Below are 14,933 nucleotides of genomic sequence, written 5' to 3' on the forward strand. Positions count from 1 at the left end.
CGCCCCGGGCCGCGGGGGCGCGACGAGTGGTTCGGGCTACTTCGTCCGCACCGGCAGGCCCGCCGGTCCGGCACCCTTGAGGGAACTGGTCACCGTACGGTCGCTGAGCCAGAGGTAGCAGCGGACGCCCCGGTCGCCGGCGGCCCACCGGCCCGCGCCCGGCGGGCGGACCACCACGCCGCTGCGGAACCGCAGCGTCGGGTCGTCCGGCACGCCGACGTACCTCGCCAGGACGGTGTTGCAGCCGGCGTAGAGCGGCAACCAGTCGGCGTCCTTCGTCGGGTACGGGCGGTCCGGCGCCGGCCACACCCCGACGAACTCGGCGTCGTGCGTGGCGCCGCACTCCACCGGGGTCAGCGTCTGCACCCGGTGCGCGTCGCTGCCGGTGCGCTGGCAGCCCAGCCGCAGCGCGGACGGCCCCTTGAGCGCGTCCCGCAGGCTGCCCGTACGGGTCACCACCTTGGCCGCCGCCTCGACCGTGGTCAGCTCGGTCAGGTCGCAGCGGTACCACCGGGAGCCGGCCGCCCAGCCGGGGCCGGTGGGCAGCGCCACGGCCAGCCGCAGCCGGCCGGCCCGCCAGTTGTCGCCGACGTACCCGTTGGCCCGGCTGTCGCAGTCCGCGAACGCCGTACGCAGCTCGACGGAGCCGAGGGCGGGCGGGGTGGCCCGGTCGACGGTGAAGGCACCCACGTGCACCGTCTCCACCCGGTGCGGCAGCTCGCAGCCCACCGGGTCGTACCCGGCCAGGCCGACCGTGGCGGTGAAGTCGGCCACCTGGCAGACCCCGTCCGCCGGGGTGAACGGCCCGGCCGGCGGCATCGCCGCCCAGTCGTCGGTGAGGTCGCCGTCCAGGCCGCCGGACCCGGCGCAGCCGGTCAGCGCGGCCCCCGCGACCAACGCGGCGACCAGGACTCTCATCGCACGGCGCATCGCGGCCTCCCCCAGCCGACGACCGTCAATCCGACGGTGCGCCCAGGGTAGCCGGAAATGACCTTCCGGTGACAGACCGTACGGCCCGCCGGAGGTCAGTTCAGGGCGGCGGCGAGCGGGTTGGGCACCGGATCACCGGCGGTGCCGGGGGCGGCGGTGGTCGGGTCGGCGGTCAGGTCGACCACCCGGTTCTCCGCGTCGACGTGCACCACCCGGGGCTGGTACGCCCGCGCCTCGGCATCGTCCATCTGCCCGTACGAGATGAGGATCACCAGGTCGCCGGGGTGCACCAGATGTGCGGCGGCACCGTTGATGCCGATCACGCCACTGCCCCGCCGCCCCGGGATCACGTACGTCTCCAGCCGGGCCCCGTTGGTGATGTCCACGATCGCGACCTGCTCGCCGGGGAGCAGGTCGGCGGCGTCGAGCAGATCCTCGTCCACGGTCACCGAACCGACGTAGTGCAGGTCGGCCTGGGTCACCGTGGCCCGGTGGATCTTCGACTTGAGCATGGTCCGGAGCATCGGGTGCCTTTCTCGCACGAGTCAGGAACGCGGGGCGAGCGGGATCGCCGCGTTGTCGATCAGCCGGGTGGCGCCGACCCAGGCCGCGATCAGCATTCGCGCCGGGCCGGCGACCGGGCCCGGCTCCAGGTCGGGGTCGGTGAGCACCAGGTAGTCGAGGCGGGCACCCGGCGTACCGGAGTCGAAGGCCCGGTGGGCGGCGGCCAGCACCGCGCCCGCGTCCGCGCCCCGCTCGGCGGCCTCGACGCCGGCCCGCAGCGCGGCGGACAGGCTCAGCGCCGCCGCCCGTTCCTCGGCCGAGAGGTAGCGGTTACGGCTGGACAGGGCCAGGCCGTCCGGCTCACGTACGGTCGGCACGCCGACGATCTCGGTCGGTACGTCCAGGTCGCGGACCATCCGCCGGACCAGGGTGAGCTGCTGGTAGTCCTTCTCGCCGAAGAACGCCAGGTCGGGGCGGGTGAGCTGGAGCAGCTTCATGACCACGGTGAGTACGCCGTGGAAGAAGCCGGGGCGGCTCAGCCCCTCCAGGTCCTCGCCGAGCGGGCCCGGGTTGACCCGGACCGTCGGCTGGCCGCCCGGGTACATGTCGGCCACGGCGGGGGCGAAGACCACGTCCGCGCCAACCCGCCGGCAGATCTCCAGGTCGGCGTCGAGGGTGCGCGGATAGCGGTCGAAGTCCTCGTTCGGACCGAACTGGAGCGGGTTCACGAAGATCGTGACGATGACGTGGTCGGCCCGCTCGCGGGCCGCCCGCAGCAGTGTCTCGTGCCCGGAGTGCAGCGCGCCCATGGTCATCACCACGCCGACGGTGCCGGTCAGGCCGTCCCGCGCCGCCGCCAACTCCTTGCGCGTGTGCACCAGCTCGGTCATGCCGTCGCCTCCGTTCTCCGTCGCCGCGGGGCTCGCGAACGCGCTTCTCGCGCTCACGCGGCGACCTCGCCGTAGAGGCCGCTCAGCACGTCCAGCAGCGACTCGGCGTCCGCCGGGCGCAGCCGGCCGGCCGCGATCGCCCGGTCCGCGCTCCTCCGGGCCAACGCCAGGTAGGGGGGCACGGATTCCGGCGCGGTCGCCGCCAGCCGGGCCAGGTGCCGGCGTACGGTGCCCGCGTCGCCCCGGGAGACCGGGCCGGTGAGCGCGTCGTCGCCGAACCGCAGGGCGTTCTCCAGGGCGGCCCGCAGCAGCGGGGCGAGCACCTTCTCCGGCCGGTCCACCCCGGCGTCGCGCAGCCGGTCGACCGCCTCGTTGACCAGGGTCACCAGGTGGTTGGCGCCGTGCGCCAGCGCCGCGTGGTAGAGCGGCCGGTCGGCCTCCGCCACCCACTCCGGCACACCGCCCAGGTCGGCGACCAGCCGGGCGGCCAACGGGCGCAGCTCCGCCGGGGCGGTCACCCCGTACGAGATGCCGGCCAGGCGGGTCAGGTCGTCCGGCGCACCGGTGAAGGTCATCGCCGGGTGCAGCGCGAGCGGCCGGGCGCCCACCGCGGCGGCCGGGGCGAGGACGGCCAGCCCGTGCGCGCCGGACGTGTGCGCGACCACCTGGCCGGGGCGCAGCGCGCCGGCCTCGGCCAGCCCGGCGACCACGCCGGCCAGGGCGTCGTCGGGTACCGCCACGACCAGCAGGTCGGTGGCCGCGCGGGCGACCGACGCGGCGGAGCGGTTCGGGGTCTGCGGCAGCAGCAGCGCCATCCGGGCCCTGGCGGCCCCGGACGCTCCGGAGGCGGCGACCACCCGGTGGCCGGCGGCGACGAGGGCCGCGCCGAGCACGGCACCGACCCGGCCGGCGCCGAGCACGCCGACGGTCAGGGTACGGGGAAAGGCGAGCGGGGCGCCGTTCGAGGCGCCGCCCGGCGATACGGCGGCCCCGGGCAGGGCGGCCGGACGCGGGCGCAGCGGTGCGCTCATGACAATCGATCCAGTCCTCGGAGGGGGTACCGGTCGATCGCAAGTATGCGCCGGTGTTACCGAACCTGGACAAGCATGTGTGAAAACCTTCACCGGCCGTGCCGGAGCGATGCCGTGGGCAGGGCGCGCGGGTCGGACCCGTACCGTCAGCGGGTGACCTTCGCGGAACGGCTGCCCTGGCGGGTGGCGATGGAGCGAGCCCTCTACGGGCCGGGTGGCTTCTTCGTCTCCGGCGCCGGGCCGGCCGCCCACTTCCGCACCAGCGTGCACGCCTCCCCGGTCTTCTCCTCCTGTCTGCTGCGTCTCCTCGACTCCGTTGATCGCGCGCTGGGTCATCCTCCGCGTCTCGACGTGGTGGACGTGGGGGCCGGGCGGGGTGAGCTGCTTCGGGCGCTGCTCGTGGGGGTTTCCGGGACGCCCGCCCAGCGGTCACCCGCCGCGCCGGTCCCGCTCGCCGATCGGGTACGTCTCATCGCGGTCGAGCGGGCGCCCCGCCCCGAGGACCTCCCGGCCGAGATCGACTGGCTGGACGAGATCCCCGAGGGGATCACCGGACTGCTGGTGGCCACCGAGTGGCTGGACAACGTCCCGCTGGACCTGGCCGGGCACACCGGCGGCGGTTGGCGTCACCTGCTGGTCGACCCGACGACCGGCACGGAGTCCACCGGCCCCCCGCTGCCCCCCGAGGACGCCGACTGGCTGACCCGCTGGTGGCCGACTCCCACCTCGCGATCGCCGATCAGGGAGTTCGCGTCCGCCGGAGGCCCGGAACCGGACATGAAACTCTTGATCAACGAGGTGGCGGCGCGGGCCGAGATCGGGCGGACCCGGGACGAGGCGTGGGCGGAGGCGGTACGGCGGGTCGAGCGAGGGCTCGCCGTGACGGTGGACTACGGGCACCTGCGGAAGGAGCGGCCGGTCGACGGGACGTTGACCGGGTACCGGGACGGGCGGCAGGTGCCGCCGGTGCCGGACGGGTCGGCTGATGTCACCGCACACGTCGCCATGGACTCGGTCGCCTCCGCCGGTGAGCGGGTCGCCCGGTGCGCGTACACCTTGATCTCGCAGCGGGAGGCGCTGCGGGCGCTCGGGGCCGACGGCGGGCGACCGCCGCTGAGCCTGGCCTCCCAGGACCCCGCCGGGTACGTCCGGGCGCTGGCCGCCGCGTCGGCGGTGGCCGAACTGACCGACCCGGCCGGCCTCGGCGGGCACTGGTGGCTGCTGCAACCGGTCGGCGTCACCATCGATCCCGTCATGGCACGATGACGGACATGACCACGGACGCCGGCGACCTCCGCGAACTGACCGTCGGCACGGGCGCCGGCGGGGAGCAGCTCGGCACCGACATGGTGCTGAACATCGGGCCGCAGCACCCGTCCACGCACGGCGTGCTGCGGCTACGGCTGGTGCTGGACGGCGAGCGGGTGGTCTCCGCCGAGCCGATCGTCGGCTACATGCACCGGGGCGCGGAGAAGCTCTTCGAGGTACGCGACTACCGGCAGATCATCGTGCTGGCCAACCGGCACGACTGGCTCTCGGCGTTCGCCAACGAACTGGGCGTGGTGCTCGCCGTGGAGCGGCTGATGGGCATGGAGGTGCCCGAGCGGGCGGTCTGGCTGCGGATGGCCCTGGCCGAGTTGAACCGGGTGCTCAACCACCTGATGTTCCTCGGCTCGTACCCGCTGGAGATCGGCGCGATCACCCCGATGTTCTACGCGTTCCGCGAGCGGGAGACCCTTCAGGCGGTGATGGAGGAGGTCTCCGGCGGCCGGATCCACTACATGTTCAACCGGGTCGGCGGCCTGAAGGAGGAGGTGCCGGCCGGCTGGACGGGCCGGGCCCGGGTCGCCATCGGCGAGGTACGCCGGCGGATGCCCGACCTGGACCATCTCATCCGGCGCAACGAGATCTTCCTGGCCCGTACGGTCGGCGTGGGCGTCCTGTCGGCGGCGGACGCCGCCGCGTTCGGCGCGTCCGGACCGGTCGCCCGGGCCTCCGGCCTGGACCTGGACCTGCGCCGGGACGAGCCCTACCTGGCGTACGACCAGCTCGACGTGCCGGTGGTGACCAAGACCGCCGGGGACTGCCACGCCCGCTTCGAGGTGCTGCTCGACCAGGTGTACGCCTCGCTCGACCTCGCCGAGCAGTGCCTGGACCGGGTGGACCGGCTCACCGGGCCGGTGCACACCCGGCTGCCCAAGGTGGTCAAGGCCCCCGAGGGGCACACCTACGCGTGGACCGAGAACCCGCTCGGTATCAACGGCTACTACCTGGTCTCCCGGGGCGAGAAGACCCCGTGGCGGCTCAAGTTGCGCACCGCCTCGTACGCGAACGTGCAGGCGCTGGCCACCCTGCTGCCCGGCTGCCTGGTGCCGGACCTGATCGCCATCCTCGGCTCGATGTTCTTCGTGGTCGGCGACATCGACAAGTAGCACCCGCCGACGTGCCGGTACGAGAGTGACCGGCTCGGCTCGCGGCGCCACCGGTTTGGTGTGCGGCGACACTCGACGGTGCGGGTCGTTCAGGCTCGGGACCGTCGCCAGCCGGGCCGAGCAGGCTGAGAACGGGCGCCAGCGGGCCGAGCAGGGTCAGCGCCAGCGGTCGGGGGACCGGGGCCCGCCGGCCCGGGGCGCGTCGTCGCGCGGCGGGTAGCCGTACCCCTCGTCGCCGTACCGGGCCGGCTCGGGCTCGCTCCGGCGCCACTCCGGCTCGCCGCCGTGCTGCGCGGTCGGCCGCCACTGCGGCTGGCCGCCGTGCTGCGCGGCTGGGCGCCACTCGTCCGGTACCGGAACCCCGCCCGCCGGCAACGCCGGACGGCTCTCCGCCGCCCCGCCGGCTCCCGCCTCGCCGGCCGCGCCGTGGTCACGGCGGGGCTCGCGGACGGACGCCCAGCGGTCCTCGACCCGGTACTCGGTGCCCGCTCCGGCGGCGTGCACGGCGGCATGCCGCTCGCCGACCCGGACCTCCCGGCCACGTTCGTCGTCGCGGACCGAGGCCCAGCGGTTGCCGACGCGCAACTCCGACCAGTAGTCCCCGTCCGGGTCGTCGGCGGTGATCGCCCGCCCGGACGACTCGGACCCGGTCCAGCCGGGTGCGTCCGGCGTCGCCCAGCCCTCGCCGGCCCGGTCCCGCCCGTCCTGCCGGGCGGGCCGGCCGTCCCAGGAGTCGTCATCGACCCAGTCCCGCCCGTCCTGCCGGCCCACGCGGACCCAGGAGCCTTCGTCGACCCGGTCCCGCCCGTCGTGCCAGCCCGCGCGGGCGGCCCGGGGGCCCTCGTCGCGGGAGCCCTCCGGGCTCGGCGACCAGGCACGGTCGTCCCGCCGCCCGTCCCGGCCGGCCGGCCGCCACCGCTCGTCGACCGATCCCTCCGGCGCCGCCGCCCAGGAACGCTGGTCGCCCGGCCCGGTCGACCAGGAATCCCGCTCGGCCGCCCCGTCCGCCACCGACCAGGAACGCTGATCGGCCGGCCCGGTGGACCGGGAATCGCGTTCGGCCTGCCTCGCCGCCCATCCGCGGTCGTCGCCGGCCCCGCCCCCGTCGCCGGCCCGGACGGCACCCGCCGCCGGGTGGTCCCCGGAACGGAACGTCTCGTCCCGAGGCGCCCACTCGTCCCGGGAGGCCCGCTCGTCCCGGGTGGCCCGCTCCTCCCGAGGTGCCTGCGGTCCCGGCCGGGCCCGCTCGTCGTCCGGTCCCGACCAGGAACCGCCACTCCAGGACCCACCCCGGGTCGACCGGGCCTGGTCGCCGCCGGACCAACCGCGGTCGTCCGCCGACTCCCGGTATCCCGGCCGGGAGCGCTCCTCCGGGTCCGCGCCACTCCCCCGCCGCTCCTCCGAAACGGGGGACCAGCGGCCGGCGTACCCGCCGTAGCGGGTGCCGGCGCCCGGATCGGCGCCACCGTCCACGATGGTGTGACGGGTGGTGACGTGCACCGTCTCCGTGTGGTGCACCACCCCGACCGGGCGGGGTTCCGGCCGGACGTCCGGCTCCGCCGTACGCGGGGCACCGTAGACGCCGGACTGCGGGCGGCGGGAGGACTCGTCCTCGTCCCGGCCGGAGGGTTGTCCCCTACCGGTCGGCTCCTGCTCCGGGCCGGTGCCGTGACGGGACCGTCCCTCGGCGTACGGCTCGGCCGAGGACACCCGGGCGCGGGCGGCGACCGGCTCCTCCGCGGCCGACGCGGCGCTGCCCGCAGCGGCCATACCGGCAGCCGCCGCGTCCAGCCGGCGATGCAGTGCGGTGACCGTCTCCTGCGTACGTTGGGCCTGGTCGAGCGCCTGGTTACCCCGTTGCGCGGCGGCCACGATCTCACTGCGCAGCTCGTGGCGGAGCTGCTCGATCTCGTCCCGCAGTTCCTCGGCACCGGCCGCCCGGTTGCTGCCCTCGGCGCGCAGCGCGATGGACAGACCGATCAACAGCACGGCGAGGATCGCCAGCACCGCACCGATCCGCAGCGAGCCGCTGCCGTCGGCGATCAGGAGGATCAGGGCGGCCAGGGGCGCTAGCGCCACACCGGTCCAGAACAGGACGGTGAGCAGCGAGGACGGGCGCTTCTCGGCGGGGGCGACCGAAGCGGGCATGGCTGAGCAGCGTACCGAGAGTTGCCCCGGTAGGGAACGGTCACCGGCTCCCAGGTGACAGCCGGTGACCGGGATTTCCCGGCTCGGTCCCGGCCGGCCGGTCGCCGACGGACCTGGGCGGTCAGTCGGCGACCGGCGACCGTTCCGGTCAGTCGACGACCGGCGACTGTTCCGGGTCGCGGCCCGACGGAAGGCGCGCGGCGCCGGAACAGTCGTGGGCCGTCAGCTCACGGCGAGTGCCGCGTCGGAGGAGAACACCAGGCCGACGCTGGCCGCGCCGGTCTTCAGCGCGTTCTTGGTCTGCGGGCCACCCGCGTCCAGCGAGCTGAACGAGCCGGCCTTGAAGTCGTAGACCTGGACCAGACCGGCCTGGCACTTCGGCCGCTGCGGGCACTCCGGCGGACCGGCCAGCACGGTCGCCTTGCCCGAGCACTTGGCGGCCAGGTCGGAGAGCGTGGCGAGCTGGTACTTGTCGGCGAACGCCTGGGTGACCGCGAAGGCGTTCTGGTCCTGGGCCTGCGACGGCTGGCCGAAGGTGAGGCCGACCTTGTCACCTGCGGCCTTCAGCGCGCTGACCGTCTTGTCCAGCTCGGGCGAGGAGACGGGCTCGGCGTTCTGGCCGTTTGCCTTGGTGTTGAGGAACTCGGCCATGGTGGCCGCGTACTCGGGGACGACCTGGATCTCGCCCTTCTCCAGAGCCGGCTCGTAGAGCTCACGGCTGCCGATGGTCTGCACCTTGACCTGGTATCCGGCCGAGGTGAGCGCGATCTTGTACAGCTCGGCGATGAGCTGGCTCTCACTGAAGTTGGCGGCGCCGACCGTGACCGCGCCGCCCGGGCCCTTCTCCACACCCTGGCTCACGCCGTTCGCGTCGGCGAACTCCTTCGCCGCGACCTGCGGGGTCTTCCGGTCGATGTCGACCATGCGGTTCAGCTCGATCAGCTTGGCGGTGTCGAGCGCCGCCGAGACCTTGTCCAGCGCGGCGACGAGCTGTGGCGTGGCCGCCTTCGCGTTGATCGCGGGCAGGACGTTGTCGGTGTTCTGGAGCTTCTTGTCGTCGGTGAGGACGACCAGCTTGTCGCCCGCGACCGGCGCGCAGCCGGCCCCGGAGGCACCCTGTTCGGGAGCGTTGGTACCGGAGGAACCGGCGTCACCGCAACCGGTGAGGAAACCCGCCGCGGTGAGGGCGCCGAGCGCCCCAACGGCCATACGTGTACGCGCGCGCATCTGTGCCCGCCTTCCGTGTCCCGGCGCGACCCCTTCGGGCCGGCCGCGTGTCCGACGGGCGATCCGGACGGCCGCCCGCTTGTTCGTCGAGCGGCCCGGTCTGCCGCCCGCGACTCCAGCCAATATCGTCCGGGCCGGACCGACAAACTCTGAGCGGATTTCGTCACCGGATCGTCACCCGGCACCGATTCGCCCCAGTTCAGGCGCCTACCGTGATGCCGGCCACACGTCGGCTCGCCGGTTCGGAGCACCCGCTGTAGCGACGGCCACGTGCCGGTTCGTGTGATTCAGGCACCCGCCGTGGCAGCGGTCGCGCGCCGGTTCGCCGCCCGTCGGGCCCGTCGCAGTGGACGCGGGGTGACCAGCCGCTCCACCAGCGCCAGCACCCCTTCCACCAGCAGTGCCAGCCCGGCGACCAGCACACCGCCCGCGATGATCTGCCCGCCCCCGGCCGCGATGTCCAGCCCGAAGCCGGCCCGGATGATCTGCCCCAGCCCGCCGCCGTTGACGAAGGAGGCCAGCGCGGCGGTGGCGACCACCTGCACCGCGGCGGTACGGAAGCCGGCGGCCAGGTACGGCACCGCCAACGGCAGTTCCACCCGGCGCAGCACCTGCCCGCCGGAGAGGCCCATGCCGCGCGCCGCGTCCCGGGCCTCCGGGTCGGCCTGCCGCACCCCGGTGTACGCGTTGGCGAGCAGCGGCGGTACCGCGAACACCGCGAGCGCGACCACCACCGCCGACCGACCGAAGCCGAGGAAGGTCAGCGGCAGGATGGTCAGCAGCGCCAGGGTTGGTACGGCGAGGGTGACGTTCGACACCAGCAGCACCAGCCCGCCGCCCCGGCCGGTATGCCCGAGCCAGAGCCCGATCGGCCAGGCCACCAGGCAGCCCAGCAGCACCGCCAGCGCGGACATGCTCAGGTGTTCGCCGAGCCGTTCCAGGATGCCGCCCGGATTCGTCCAGTTCAGCGGATCGTTCAGCCAGACGACCGCCTGCTCCACCGGATTCATGCCGGCCTCCCGTTCGCGACTGCGGGGCTCCGCTGCGCTGCACTCCTCGCGCTCACCATGCCGGCCTCCCGTTCGCGACTGCGGGGCTCCGCTGCGCTGCACTCCTCGCGCTCACCATGCCGGCCTCCCGTTCGCGACTGCGGGGCTCCGCTGCGCTGCACTCCTCGCGCTCACCATGCCGGCCTCCCGTCCGCGACCGTGTTCCGCAGGCTCACGAGGCGACCCGTCGGCGGAGCCAGGGGGTGAGCAGCCGGCCCACCCCGGCGAGGAGCAGGTCCAGCACCAGCGCCAGCAGGACGCAGAGCACGGTGCCGGTCATGATCTCCGCCTTGTAGAAGTTGTTCTGGAAGCCGGCGAAGATCAGCTGGCCGAGCCCGCCCCGGCCGACCACCACCCCGACCGTGACCAGCGCCACAGTTGACACGGTGGCGAGGCGTACGCCGGTGAGGATGCCGGGCAGGGCCAACGGCAGCTCGATCCGGAACAGCCGGCCCCAGCGGCCGTATCCCATGCCCTCGGCGGCCTCCCTGACCTCGGGCGGCACCTGGTGCAGCCCGGCCAGCGCGTTGCGGACGATGACGAGCAGCGCGTAGAGCGCCACCACGCTGAGCACGGTGATCGCGCCGATGCCCAGGTACGGCGCGAGGAAGGCGAACAGCGCCAGCGAGGGGACCGTGTACAGCACCCCGGTCAGCGCCAGGATCGGCCCGGACAGCCTGCGGAACCAGTACGCGGCCACCGCCAACGGCAGCGCCACCAGCGCGGCGAGCAGCACGGCCCGGGCGGTCAGCCAGGTGTGCTCGCGCAGCGCGGCCAGGATCGTGTCAGAGTTGTCCCGCACGTACTGCCAGGAGAACCACGGGTTACCCGGCGCTGCCCGGTGACTCAGGTGGAGGGACACGCGTGAACGTTACCCCGGGAGCCACGGCCGGACACGGGGCCGCATCGATCACCCTTGAGGGCATCCGCAAGCGCTATCCGGACGGCACGGAGGCGGTACGGGAGCTGAGCCTGGAGGTGAAGGCCGGCGAACTGGTGGTGCTGATCGGCCCGTCGGGCTGCGGCAAGTCGACCGTGCTCCGCATGATCAACCGGCTGATCGAGCCGACCGACGGTCGGATCCTGCTCGGCGACGACGACGTCACCCGGGTCGACCCGGTGGCGCTGCGCCGCCGTATCGGGTACGTGATCCAGAACGTGGGACTCTTCCCGCACCAGACGGTGGCCGCCAACGTGGCCACGGTGCCCGGCCTGCTCCGCTGGCCACGGCAGCGGACCCGGGACCGGGTGCACGAGCTGCTGGAGCTGGTCGGGCTCGACCCGGGGCAGTTCGGCCACCGCTACCCGCACGAGTTGTCCGGCGGCCAGCGGCAGCGGGTCGGGGTGGCCCGGGCACTCGCCGCCGACCCGGTGGTGCTGCTGATGGACGAGCCGTTCTCGGCGGTCGACCCGATCGTGCGTACCCGGCTCCAGGAGGAGTTCCTGCGGCTCCAGGCCGAGGTCCGCAAGACCATCGTGCTGGTCACCCACGACCTCGACGAGGCGGTCCGGTTGGGCGACCGGATCGCGGTGCTCTCCGAGGGCGGCCGGCTGGAGCAGTACGACGCCCCGGCGGCCCTGCTCGGGTCGCCCGCCTCGCCGTTCGTGCGCGAGTTCGTCGGGGCCGACCGGGGCATCCGCCGGCTGGCGGTCACCCCGGTCACCCACGAGGTGCTCGACCCGCTCCCGGCCGGTGACACGGTCGACCTGCCGGCGGTGGCGCTGGGCGGTTCCGCGTACGACGCGCTGGGCGCGCTGCTCACCTCGTCCGCCGAGCACGCCGTGGTCACCGAGGACGGCCGGCCGGTCGGCGTGCTCAGCCGGTCCCGGCTGCTCGGGCTGGGCGCGTCCGCGGACTGATCGGCGGCACCGGTGTCCGACCGCCGACCTGGGCGGCCGGCGGCTCAGGCGCGACCGCCGAGGCTGGCCAGGCCGACGATCCAGCCGGCGAAGAAGCCGTAGGTGACCCCGGTGCTCGTGGCTTGGAACGCGGTGAGGAGCGACCCGCCCGGCCCGAACGGTGCCGCCAGCAGGGCGGTGAACCCGCCGGCCAGGGCGTACGCGGCCCAGCCGGAGAAGAACTGGCTGGTCGAGTTCCCGACCCGGGCCACCTGGGCGGCGGGCAGCAGGTAGAGCAGCGCCGCGGCCAGGATCACCAGCAGGACCGCCCGCAGGTCGGCGGCGAGCACGCCCTGGGACGGGTCGTCGGAGTGCAGCCGCCACGCGGGCCAGGCGAGCAGCCGAAGGAGCCAGCCGCCGGCCCCGGTCGGATCGGTGTGCTGCTGGACCCACCCCACGTACATCGGGCTGCCGCAGACCGCGACGAGCAGGAAGGCGGCGAGGGCACCGGTGCCGGCGGCCGTGCCGTACCCGGGGACGGTCCGGAGGCGTCTGGTGGCGGCCATGGGGCGGTCGGGTCCCGGCCCGCCCCGCCGGGCGGGCCTGCGCGTACGCGCGACCGCCCTGGGTCGGCGGACGGCCATCCGAGGTCAGTGCTTCATCAGGTAGTCGATGAAGGCGGCCCGCAGCAGCGGCGCGGACTCCTCGTAGCCGTGGCCGGTCAGCTCCCGCCAGAGGGCGTTCGCCTCGTCGACGGTCGGCCCGACCGAGTTGGGGGCGCCGTCCAGGGCGGCGGCCTCGTCCGCGTTGGGCAGGTGCCGCAGCACCGACCAGAAGAACCCGACGTCGCGGCGCTCCCGGGCCCGGGCGAAGGCCCGCTCGCGCAACTCCTCGGTGGAGAGCTTGTCCAGCTCGTCGAAGGAACGGCCGCCGGGCCCGGTGGCAGGAGATTCGGTCATGCCGCCGAGCCTAACCGGCGAGATCAGGTCCGGCCCGCCGGACGCGTCCCGGTCGCCGCGCCCGGCCGGGTCCGCCGCCGCCGGATCCTGCATCCGCTCAGCGGTCGTCGGCGTCCCAGCGACGCGGCTCGCTCTCCCAGCGCGGGGCCTCCCACGCGTCGACGGTGGTCTCGGTGGTCCGCACCGGCAGCACCGACGGCCAGGCGTCGGCGGGTTCCGGCGGCCGGGTCAGCATCCAGCCGGTGCTGATGGTGCCGTCGCCGGACGGCCTCACCTCCATCCCGGCCCAACGCGGCCGGCCGAACGTCTCGACCAGCCGGGTGACCAGCAGCCCGGCCCCGAGCACGGCACCGCCGACGGCCCACCGGCTGATCGTCCACCCCTCGGCCGCGGACCAGGTCAGGAAAACCTCCACCAGGCTGACCGCGAACAGCGTGCCGAAGACGCCGCCGCGTCGGCCGTAGGCACTGGTGCCGGCGAGCAACGCGGTGCCGACCGCGAGCACCGACCAGTCCAGCCCGGAGCGCGGCACCACCGGGCCGCCGCCGTTCGCCACGAGGAGCACCCCGCCGAGCATGGCCAGGACGGTGGAGCCGATCAGGGCCAGCGCGGTCACCAGCGCGGCGACGCCGCCCCGCCGGCGGGCCGGATCGGCGACCGGCCGGAACCGACCGACCAGCCGCCGGATCGGCTTCATCGCGCCGAAGAGTCCGCCGAGGACGGCCACCGCGGCGAAGCCGACGAAGAGGTAGAGGGCGGTGTCCCGGGGGTCGTAGCCGCCCTGGGCCACGACCGGGCCGGTCCGCCGCTCGATGTACACGACGACGCCCGCCGCGCCGGCCAGGCTCGCCGCCCAGCCGGGGACGTGCAGCACCACCACGGCCAGCGCCAGCACCAGCCCGCCGAGCACCGCCACCACCAGCGCCGGAAGCAGCGCCTCGCGGACACCCCGGTCGCCCTGCTCGGCGAAGTGCAGCGCGGCGGCCAGCGCGACCGGGCCGATCGCCAGGTTCACCGCGGCGGCGCGCAGGCTCAGCCCGGCGGCGAGGGCGAGCAGCCCGAGCGCGGCCACGTCGACCAGGAGCGCGTCGAGGCGGCCCGCGCGCAGCGCGTCCGGGTGGTCGCGCCAGAGCAGCCAGGTCATCGTGGCCAGCCCGGCCAGCAGCACGAACTCCCAGATCACGTGGACGGCGACCCCGTCCCGGCCGGGCTCACCGTGCGCCGGGTCGTCGAAGACGTTCTCCAGTACGGCGGCGGGTACGCCGGACGACGGCTCCGCCGGCACGCTCCGGCCCGTTTCGTCGTACCCCATGCGCCGTGCCTCCCACATGGTCGGCCTTCCGGGTCCGGCGTGGCGGACCGGCGGCGGCCGTTGCTCTCCGGTCGCCAGGGACGGTACCTGCGGGCCGGGATGGTGGGAACCCCCGGATCAGCGCTGGCCGGGCCGGCTCTCCCGGTCGCCGGGCTCGCGGTCCTCGTCGTCCTCCTGCTCCGGCACCCGGCAGGACCGTTCCAGCCAGAGCGCCGCGGCGACCAGCGCGAGCGAGGCGAGCACGCCGCCCACACCGGCCGGCCGGTCGCCGATGGCGGCGTTCGTCCGCTCGATGAAGAGCCAGCCGGTCAGGCCGGCGTAGAAGCCGGCGAAGATGGCTCCGGCCAGCGCCGAGGCCTTGGCCAGCACCACGAACCGGGCGACCAGCAGCGGGTTCAGCGGCTCCCGCCCGGGGCGACCCTCGATCTTGCCGCGGGTGTTGACGGCCGCGTACCCCTCCAGCACGGCCAGACCGACGAGCGTGACCACCGGCAGCCAGGGCAGGCTGGGCGCCACCTCGTAGTAGAAGCTGCTGATCAGCAGCCAGGCCACCGCCGCGGCGGCCAGGCCGGCCACCACCAACGTGGAGATCCGGGTCGGACCCATCCGGAA

15 protein-coding genes are annotated in these 14,933 nt (G+C 74.6%); 3 read left to right on the forward strand and 12 right to left on the reverse strand.

The genetic code is table 11. The features are described from left to right. Positions 1-36: 36 nt before the first annotated feature. The 4 genes from GA0070621_RS21925 to GA0070621_RS21940 form a co-directional block, all read right to left on the reverse strand. Positions 37-930: a septum formation family protein gene (locus tag GA0070621_RS21925; RefSeq protein WP_091199041.1), complete on the reverse strand. Its 894-nt coding sequence runs from the start codon at positions 928-930 to the stop codon at positions 37-39. 95 nt (positions 931-1,025) lie between these two features. Then, positions 1,026-1,454 carry an aspartate 1-decarboxylase gene (panD, locus tag GA0070621_RS21930; RefSeq protein WP_091199042.1) on the reverse strand — a complete coding sequence of 143 codons (429 nt, stop codon included), beginning with the start codon at positions 1,452-1,454 and terminating at the stop codon, positions 1,026-1,028. 21 nt (positions 1,455-1,475) lie between these two features. Continuing rightward, positions 1,476-2,324, reverse strand: coding sequence for a pantoate--beta-alanine ligase (gene panC, locus GA0070621_RS21935; RefSeq protein WP_091199044.1), 849 nt, complete (start codon positions 2,322-2,324; stop codon positions 1,476-1,478). Positions 2,325-2,377: 53 nt separating this feature from the next. Beyond that, positions 2,378-3,355 carry a Rossmann-like and DUF2520 domain-containing protein gene (locus GA0070621_RS21940; RefSeq protein WP_091199050.1) on the reverse strand — a complete coding sequence of 326 codons (978 nt, stop codon included), beginning with the start codon at positions 3,353-3,355 and terminating at the stop codon, positions 2,378-2,380. A gap of 189 nt (positions 3,356-3,544) precedes the next feature. Here GA0070621_RS21940 and GA0070621_RS21945 point away from each other — a divergent pair, with 189 nt between their 5' ends. Beyond that, the gene (locus tag GA0070621_RS21945; RefSeq protein ID WP_231921093.1) at positions 3,545-4,621 is read left to right on the forward strand and encodes an SAM-dependent methyltransferase; all 1,077 of its coding nucleotides are present in this window, start codon (positions 3,545-3,547) and stop codon (positions 4,619-4,621) included. Then, positions 4,618-5,787 carry an NADH-quinone oxidoreductase subunit D gene (locus GA0070621_RS21950; protein ID WP_197673923.1) on the forward strand — a complete coding sequence of 390 codons (1,170 nt, stop codon included), beginning with the start codon at positions 4,618-4,620 and terminating at the stop codon, positions 5,785-5,787. The genes GA0070621_RS21945 and GA0070621_RS21950 overlap by 4 nt, the downstream gene beginning before the upstream one ends. 156 nt (positions 5,788-5,943) lie before the next feature. Here the strand turns inward: GA0070621_RS21950 and GA0070621_RS21955 are convergent, their stop codons facing one another. The 4 genes from GA0070621_RS21955 to GA0070621_RS21970 all read right to left on the reverse strand — a co-directional run bounded on the left by GA0070621_RS21955 (position 5,944) and on the right by GA0070621_RS21970 (position 11,073). Beyond that, complete coding sequence (locus GA0070621_RS21955; RefSeq protein WP_091199053.1) at positions 5,944-7,935, reverse strand: hypothetical protein; 1,992 nt, start codon at positions 7,933-7,935, stop codon at positions 5,944-5,946. Between the two features lie 222 nt (positions 7,936-8,157). Continuing rightward, on the reverse strand, positions 8,158-9,144 hold the full coding sequence (locus GA0070621_RS21960; RefSeq protein WP_167667145.1) for a glycine betaine ABC transporter substrate-binding protein: 987 nt from the start codon (positions 9,142-9,144) through the stop codon (positions 8,158-8,160). Between the two features lie 305 nt (positions 9,145-9,449). Then, the gene (locus GA0070621_RS21965; protein WP_091199057.1) at positions 9,450-10,172 is read right to left on the reverse strand and encodes an ABC transporter permease; all 723 of its coding nucleotides are present in this window, start codon (positions 10,170-10,172) and stop codon (positions 9,450-9,452) included. Positions 10,173-10,383: 211 nt separating this feature from the next. Further along, on the reverse strand, positions 10,384-11,073 hold the full coding sequence (locus tag GA0070621_RS21970; protein WP_091199058.1) for an ABC transporter permease: 690 nt from the start codon (positions 11,071-11,073) through the stop codon (positions 10,384-10,386). A gap of 2 nt (positions 11,074-11,075) precedes the next feature. On the opposite strand from GA0070621_RS21970, the gene GA0070621_RS21975 reads away from it, so the two are divergent. Further along, entirely contained in the window at positions 11,076-12,071 is a 996-nt protein-coding gene (locus tag GA0070621_RS21975; RefSeq protein WP_091199060.1) for an ABC transporter ATP-binding protein, read from the forward strand. A gap of 44 nt (positions 12,072-12,115) precedes the next feature. Here the strand turns inward: GA0070621_RS21975 and GA0070621_RS21980 are convergent, their stop codons facing one another. From GA0070621_RS21980 to GA0070621_RS21995, 4 genes are all read right to left on the reverse strand, one after another. After that, positions 12,116-12,616 (reverse strand): hypothetical protein, encoded by a 501-nt coding sequence (locus tag GA0070621_RS21980; RefSeq protein ID WP_091199062.1) that lies wholly within the window; start codon positions 12,614-12,616, stop codon positions 12,116-12,118. 84 nt (positions 12,617-12,700) lie between these two features. Continuing rightward, positions 12,701-13,009 carry a hypothetical protein gene (locus GA0070621_RS21985; protein WP_091202719.1) on the reverse strand — a complete coding sequence of 103 codons (309 nt, stop codon included), beginning with the start codon at positions 13,007-13,009 and terminating at the stop codon, positions 12,701-12,703. 97 nt (positions 13,010-13,106) lie between these two features. After that, entirely contained in the window at positions 13,107-14,321 is a 1,215-nt protein-coding gene (locus GA0070621_RS21990) for an ABC transporter permease (protein WP_091199064.1), read from the reverse strand. A 117-nt stretch (positions 14,322-14,438) separates the two neighbouring features. Further along, positions 14,439-14,927 (reverse strand): DUF3180 domain-containing protein, encoded by a 489-nt coding sequence (locus GA0070621_RS21995; RefSeq protein WP_091202720.1) that lies wholly within the window; start codon positions 14,925-14,927, stop codon positions 14,439-14,441. Between the last annotated feature and the right edge of the window lie 6 nt (positions 14,928-14,933).

This window comes from Micromonospora narathiwatensis (genome assembly GCF_900089605.1).
In the GTDB taxonomy this organism is placed as follows: domain Bacteria; phylum Actinomycetota; class Actinomycetes; order Mycobacteriales; family Micromonosporaceae; genus Micromonospora; species Micromonospora narathiwatensis.

What these genes read in the sequence shown, in the direction of transcription:
- GA0070621_RS21925 (WP_091199041.1), bottom strand. Translation starts at nt 930, where the DNA reads ATGCGCCGTGCGATGAGAGTCCTGGTCGCCGCGTTGGTCGCGGGGGCC.
- panD (WP_091199042.1), bottom strand. Translation starts at nt 1,454, where the DNA reads ATGCTCCGGACCATGCTCAAGTCGAAGATCCACCGGGCCACGGTGACC.
- panC (WP_091199044.1), bottom strand. Translation starts at nt 2,324, where the DNA reads ATGACCGAGCTGGTGCACACGCGCAAGGAGTTGGCGGCGGCGCGGGAC.
- GA0070621_RS21940 (WP_091199050.1), bottom strand. Translation starts at nt 3,355, where the DNA reads ATGAGCGCACCGCTGCGCCCGCGTCCGGCCGCCCTGCCCGGGGCCGCC.
- GA0070621_RS21945 (WP_231921093.1), top strand. Translation starts at nt 3,545, where the DNA reads ATGGAGCGAGCCCTCTACGGGCCGGGTGGCTTCTTCGTCTCCGGCGCC.
- GA0070621_RS21950 (WP_197673923.1), top strand. Translation starts at nt 4,618, where the DNA reads ATGACGGACATGACCACGGACGCCGGCGACCTCCGCGAACTGACCGTC.
- GA0070621_RS21955 (WP_091199053.1), bottom strand. Translation starts at nt 7,935, where the DNA reads ATGCCCGCTTCGGTCGCCCCCGCCGAGAAGCGCCCGTCCTCGCTGCTC.
- GA0070621_RS21960 (WP_167667145.1), bottom strand. Translation starts at nt 9,144, where the DNA reads ATGGCCGTTGGGGCGCTCGGCGCCCTCACCGCGGCGGGTTTCCTCACC.
- GA0070621_RS21965 (WP_091199057.1), bottom strand. Translation starts at nt 10,172, where the DNA reads ATGAATCCGGTGGAGCAGGCGGTCGTCTGGCTGAACGATCCGCTGAAC.
- GA0070621_RS21980 (WP_091199062.1), bottom strand. Translation starts at nt 12,616, where the DNA reads ATGGCCGCCACCAGACGCCTCCGGACCGTCCCCGGGTACGGCACGGCC.
- GA0070621_RS21985 (WP_091202719.1), bottom strand. Translation starts at nt 13,009, where the DNA reads ATGACCGAATCTCCTGCCACCGGGCCCGGCGGCCGTTCCTTCGACGAG.
- GA0070621_RS21990 (WP_091199064.1), bottom strand. Translation starts at nt 14,321, where the DNA reads ATGGGGTACGACGAAACGGGCCGGAGCGTGCCGGCGGAGCCGTCGTCC.
- GA0070621_RS21995 (WP_091202720.1), bottom strand. Translation starts at nt 14,927, where the DNA reads ATGGGTCCGACCCGGATCTCCACGTTGGTGGTGGCCGGCCTGGCCGCC.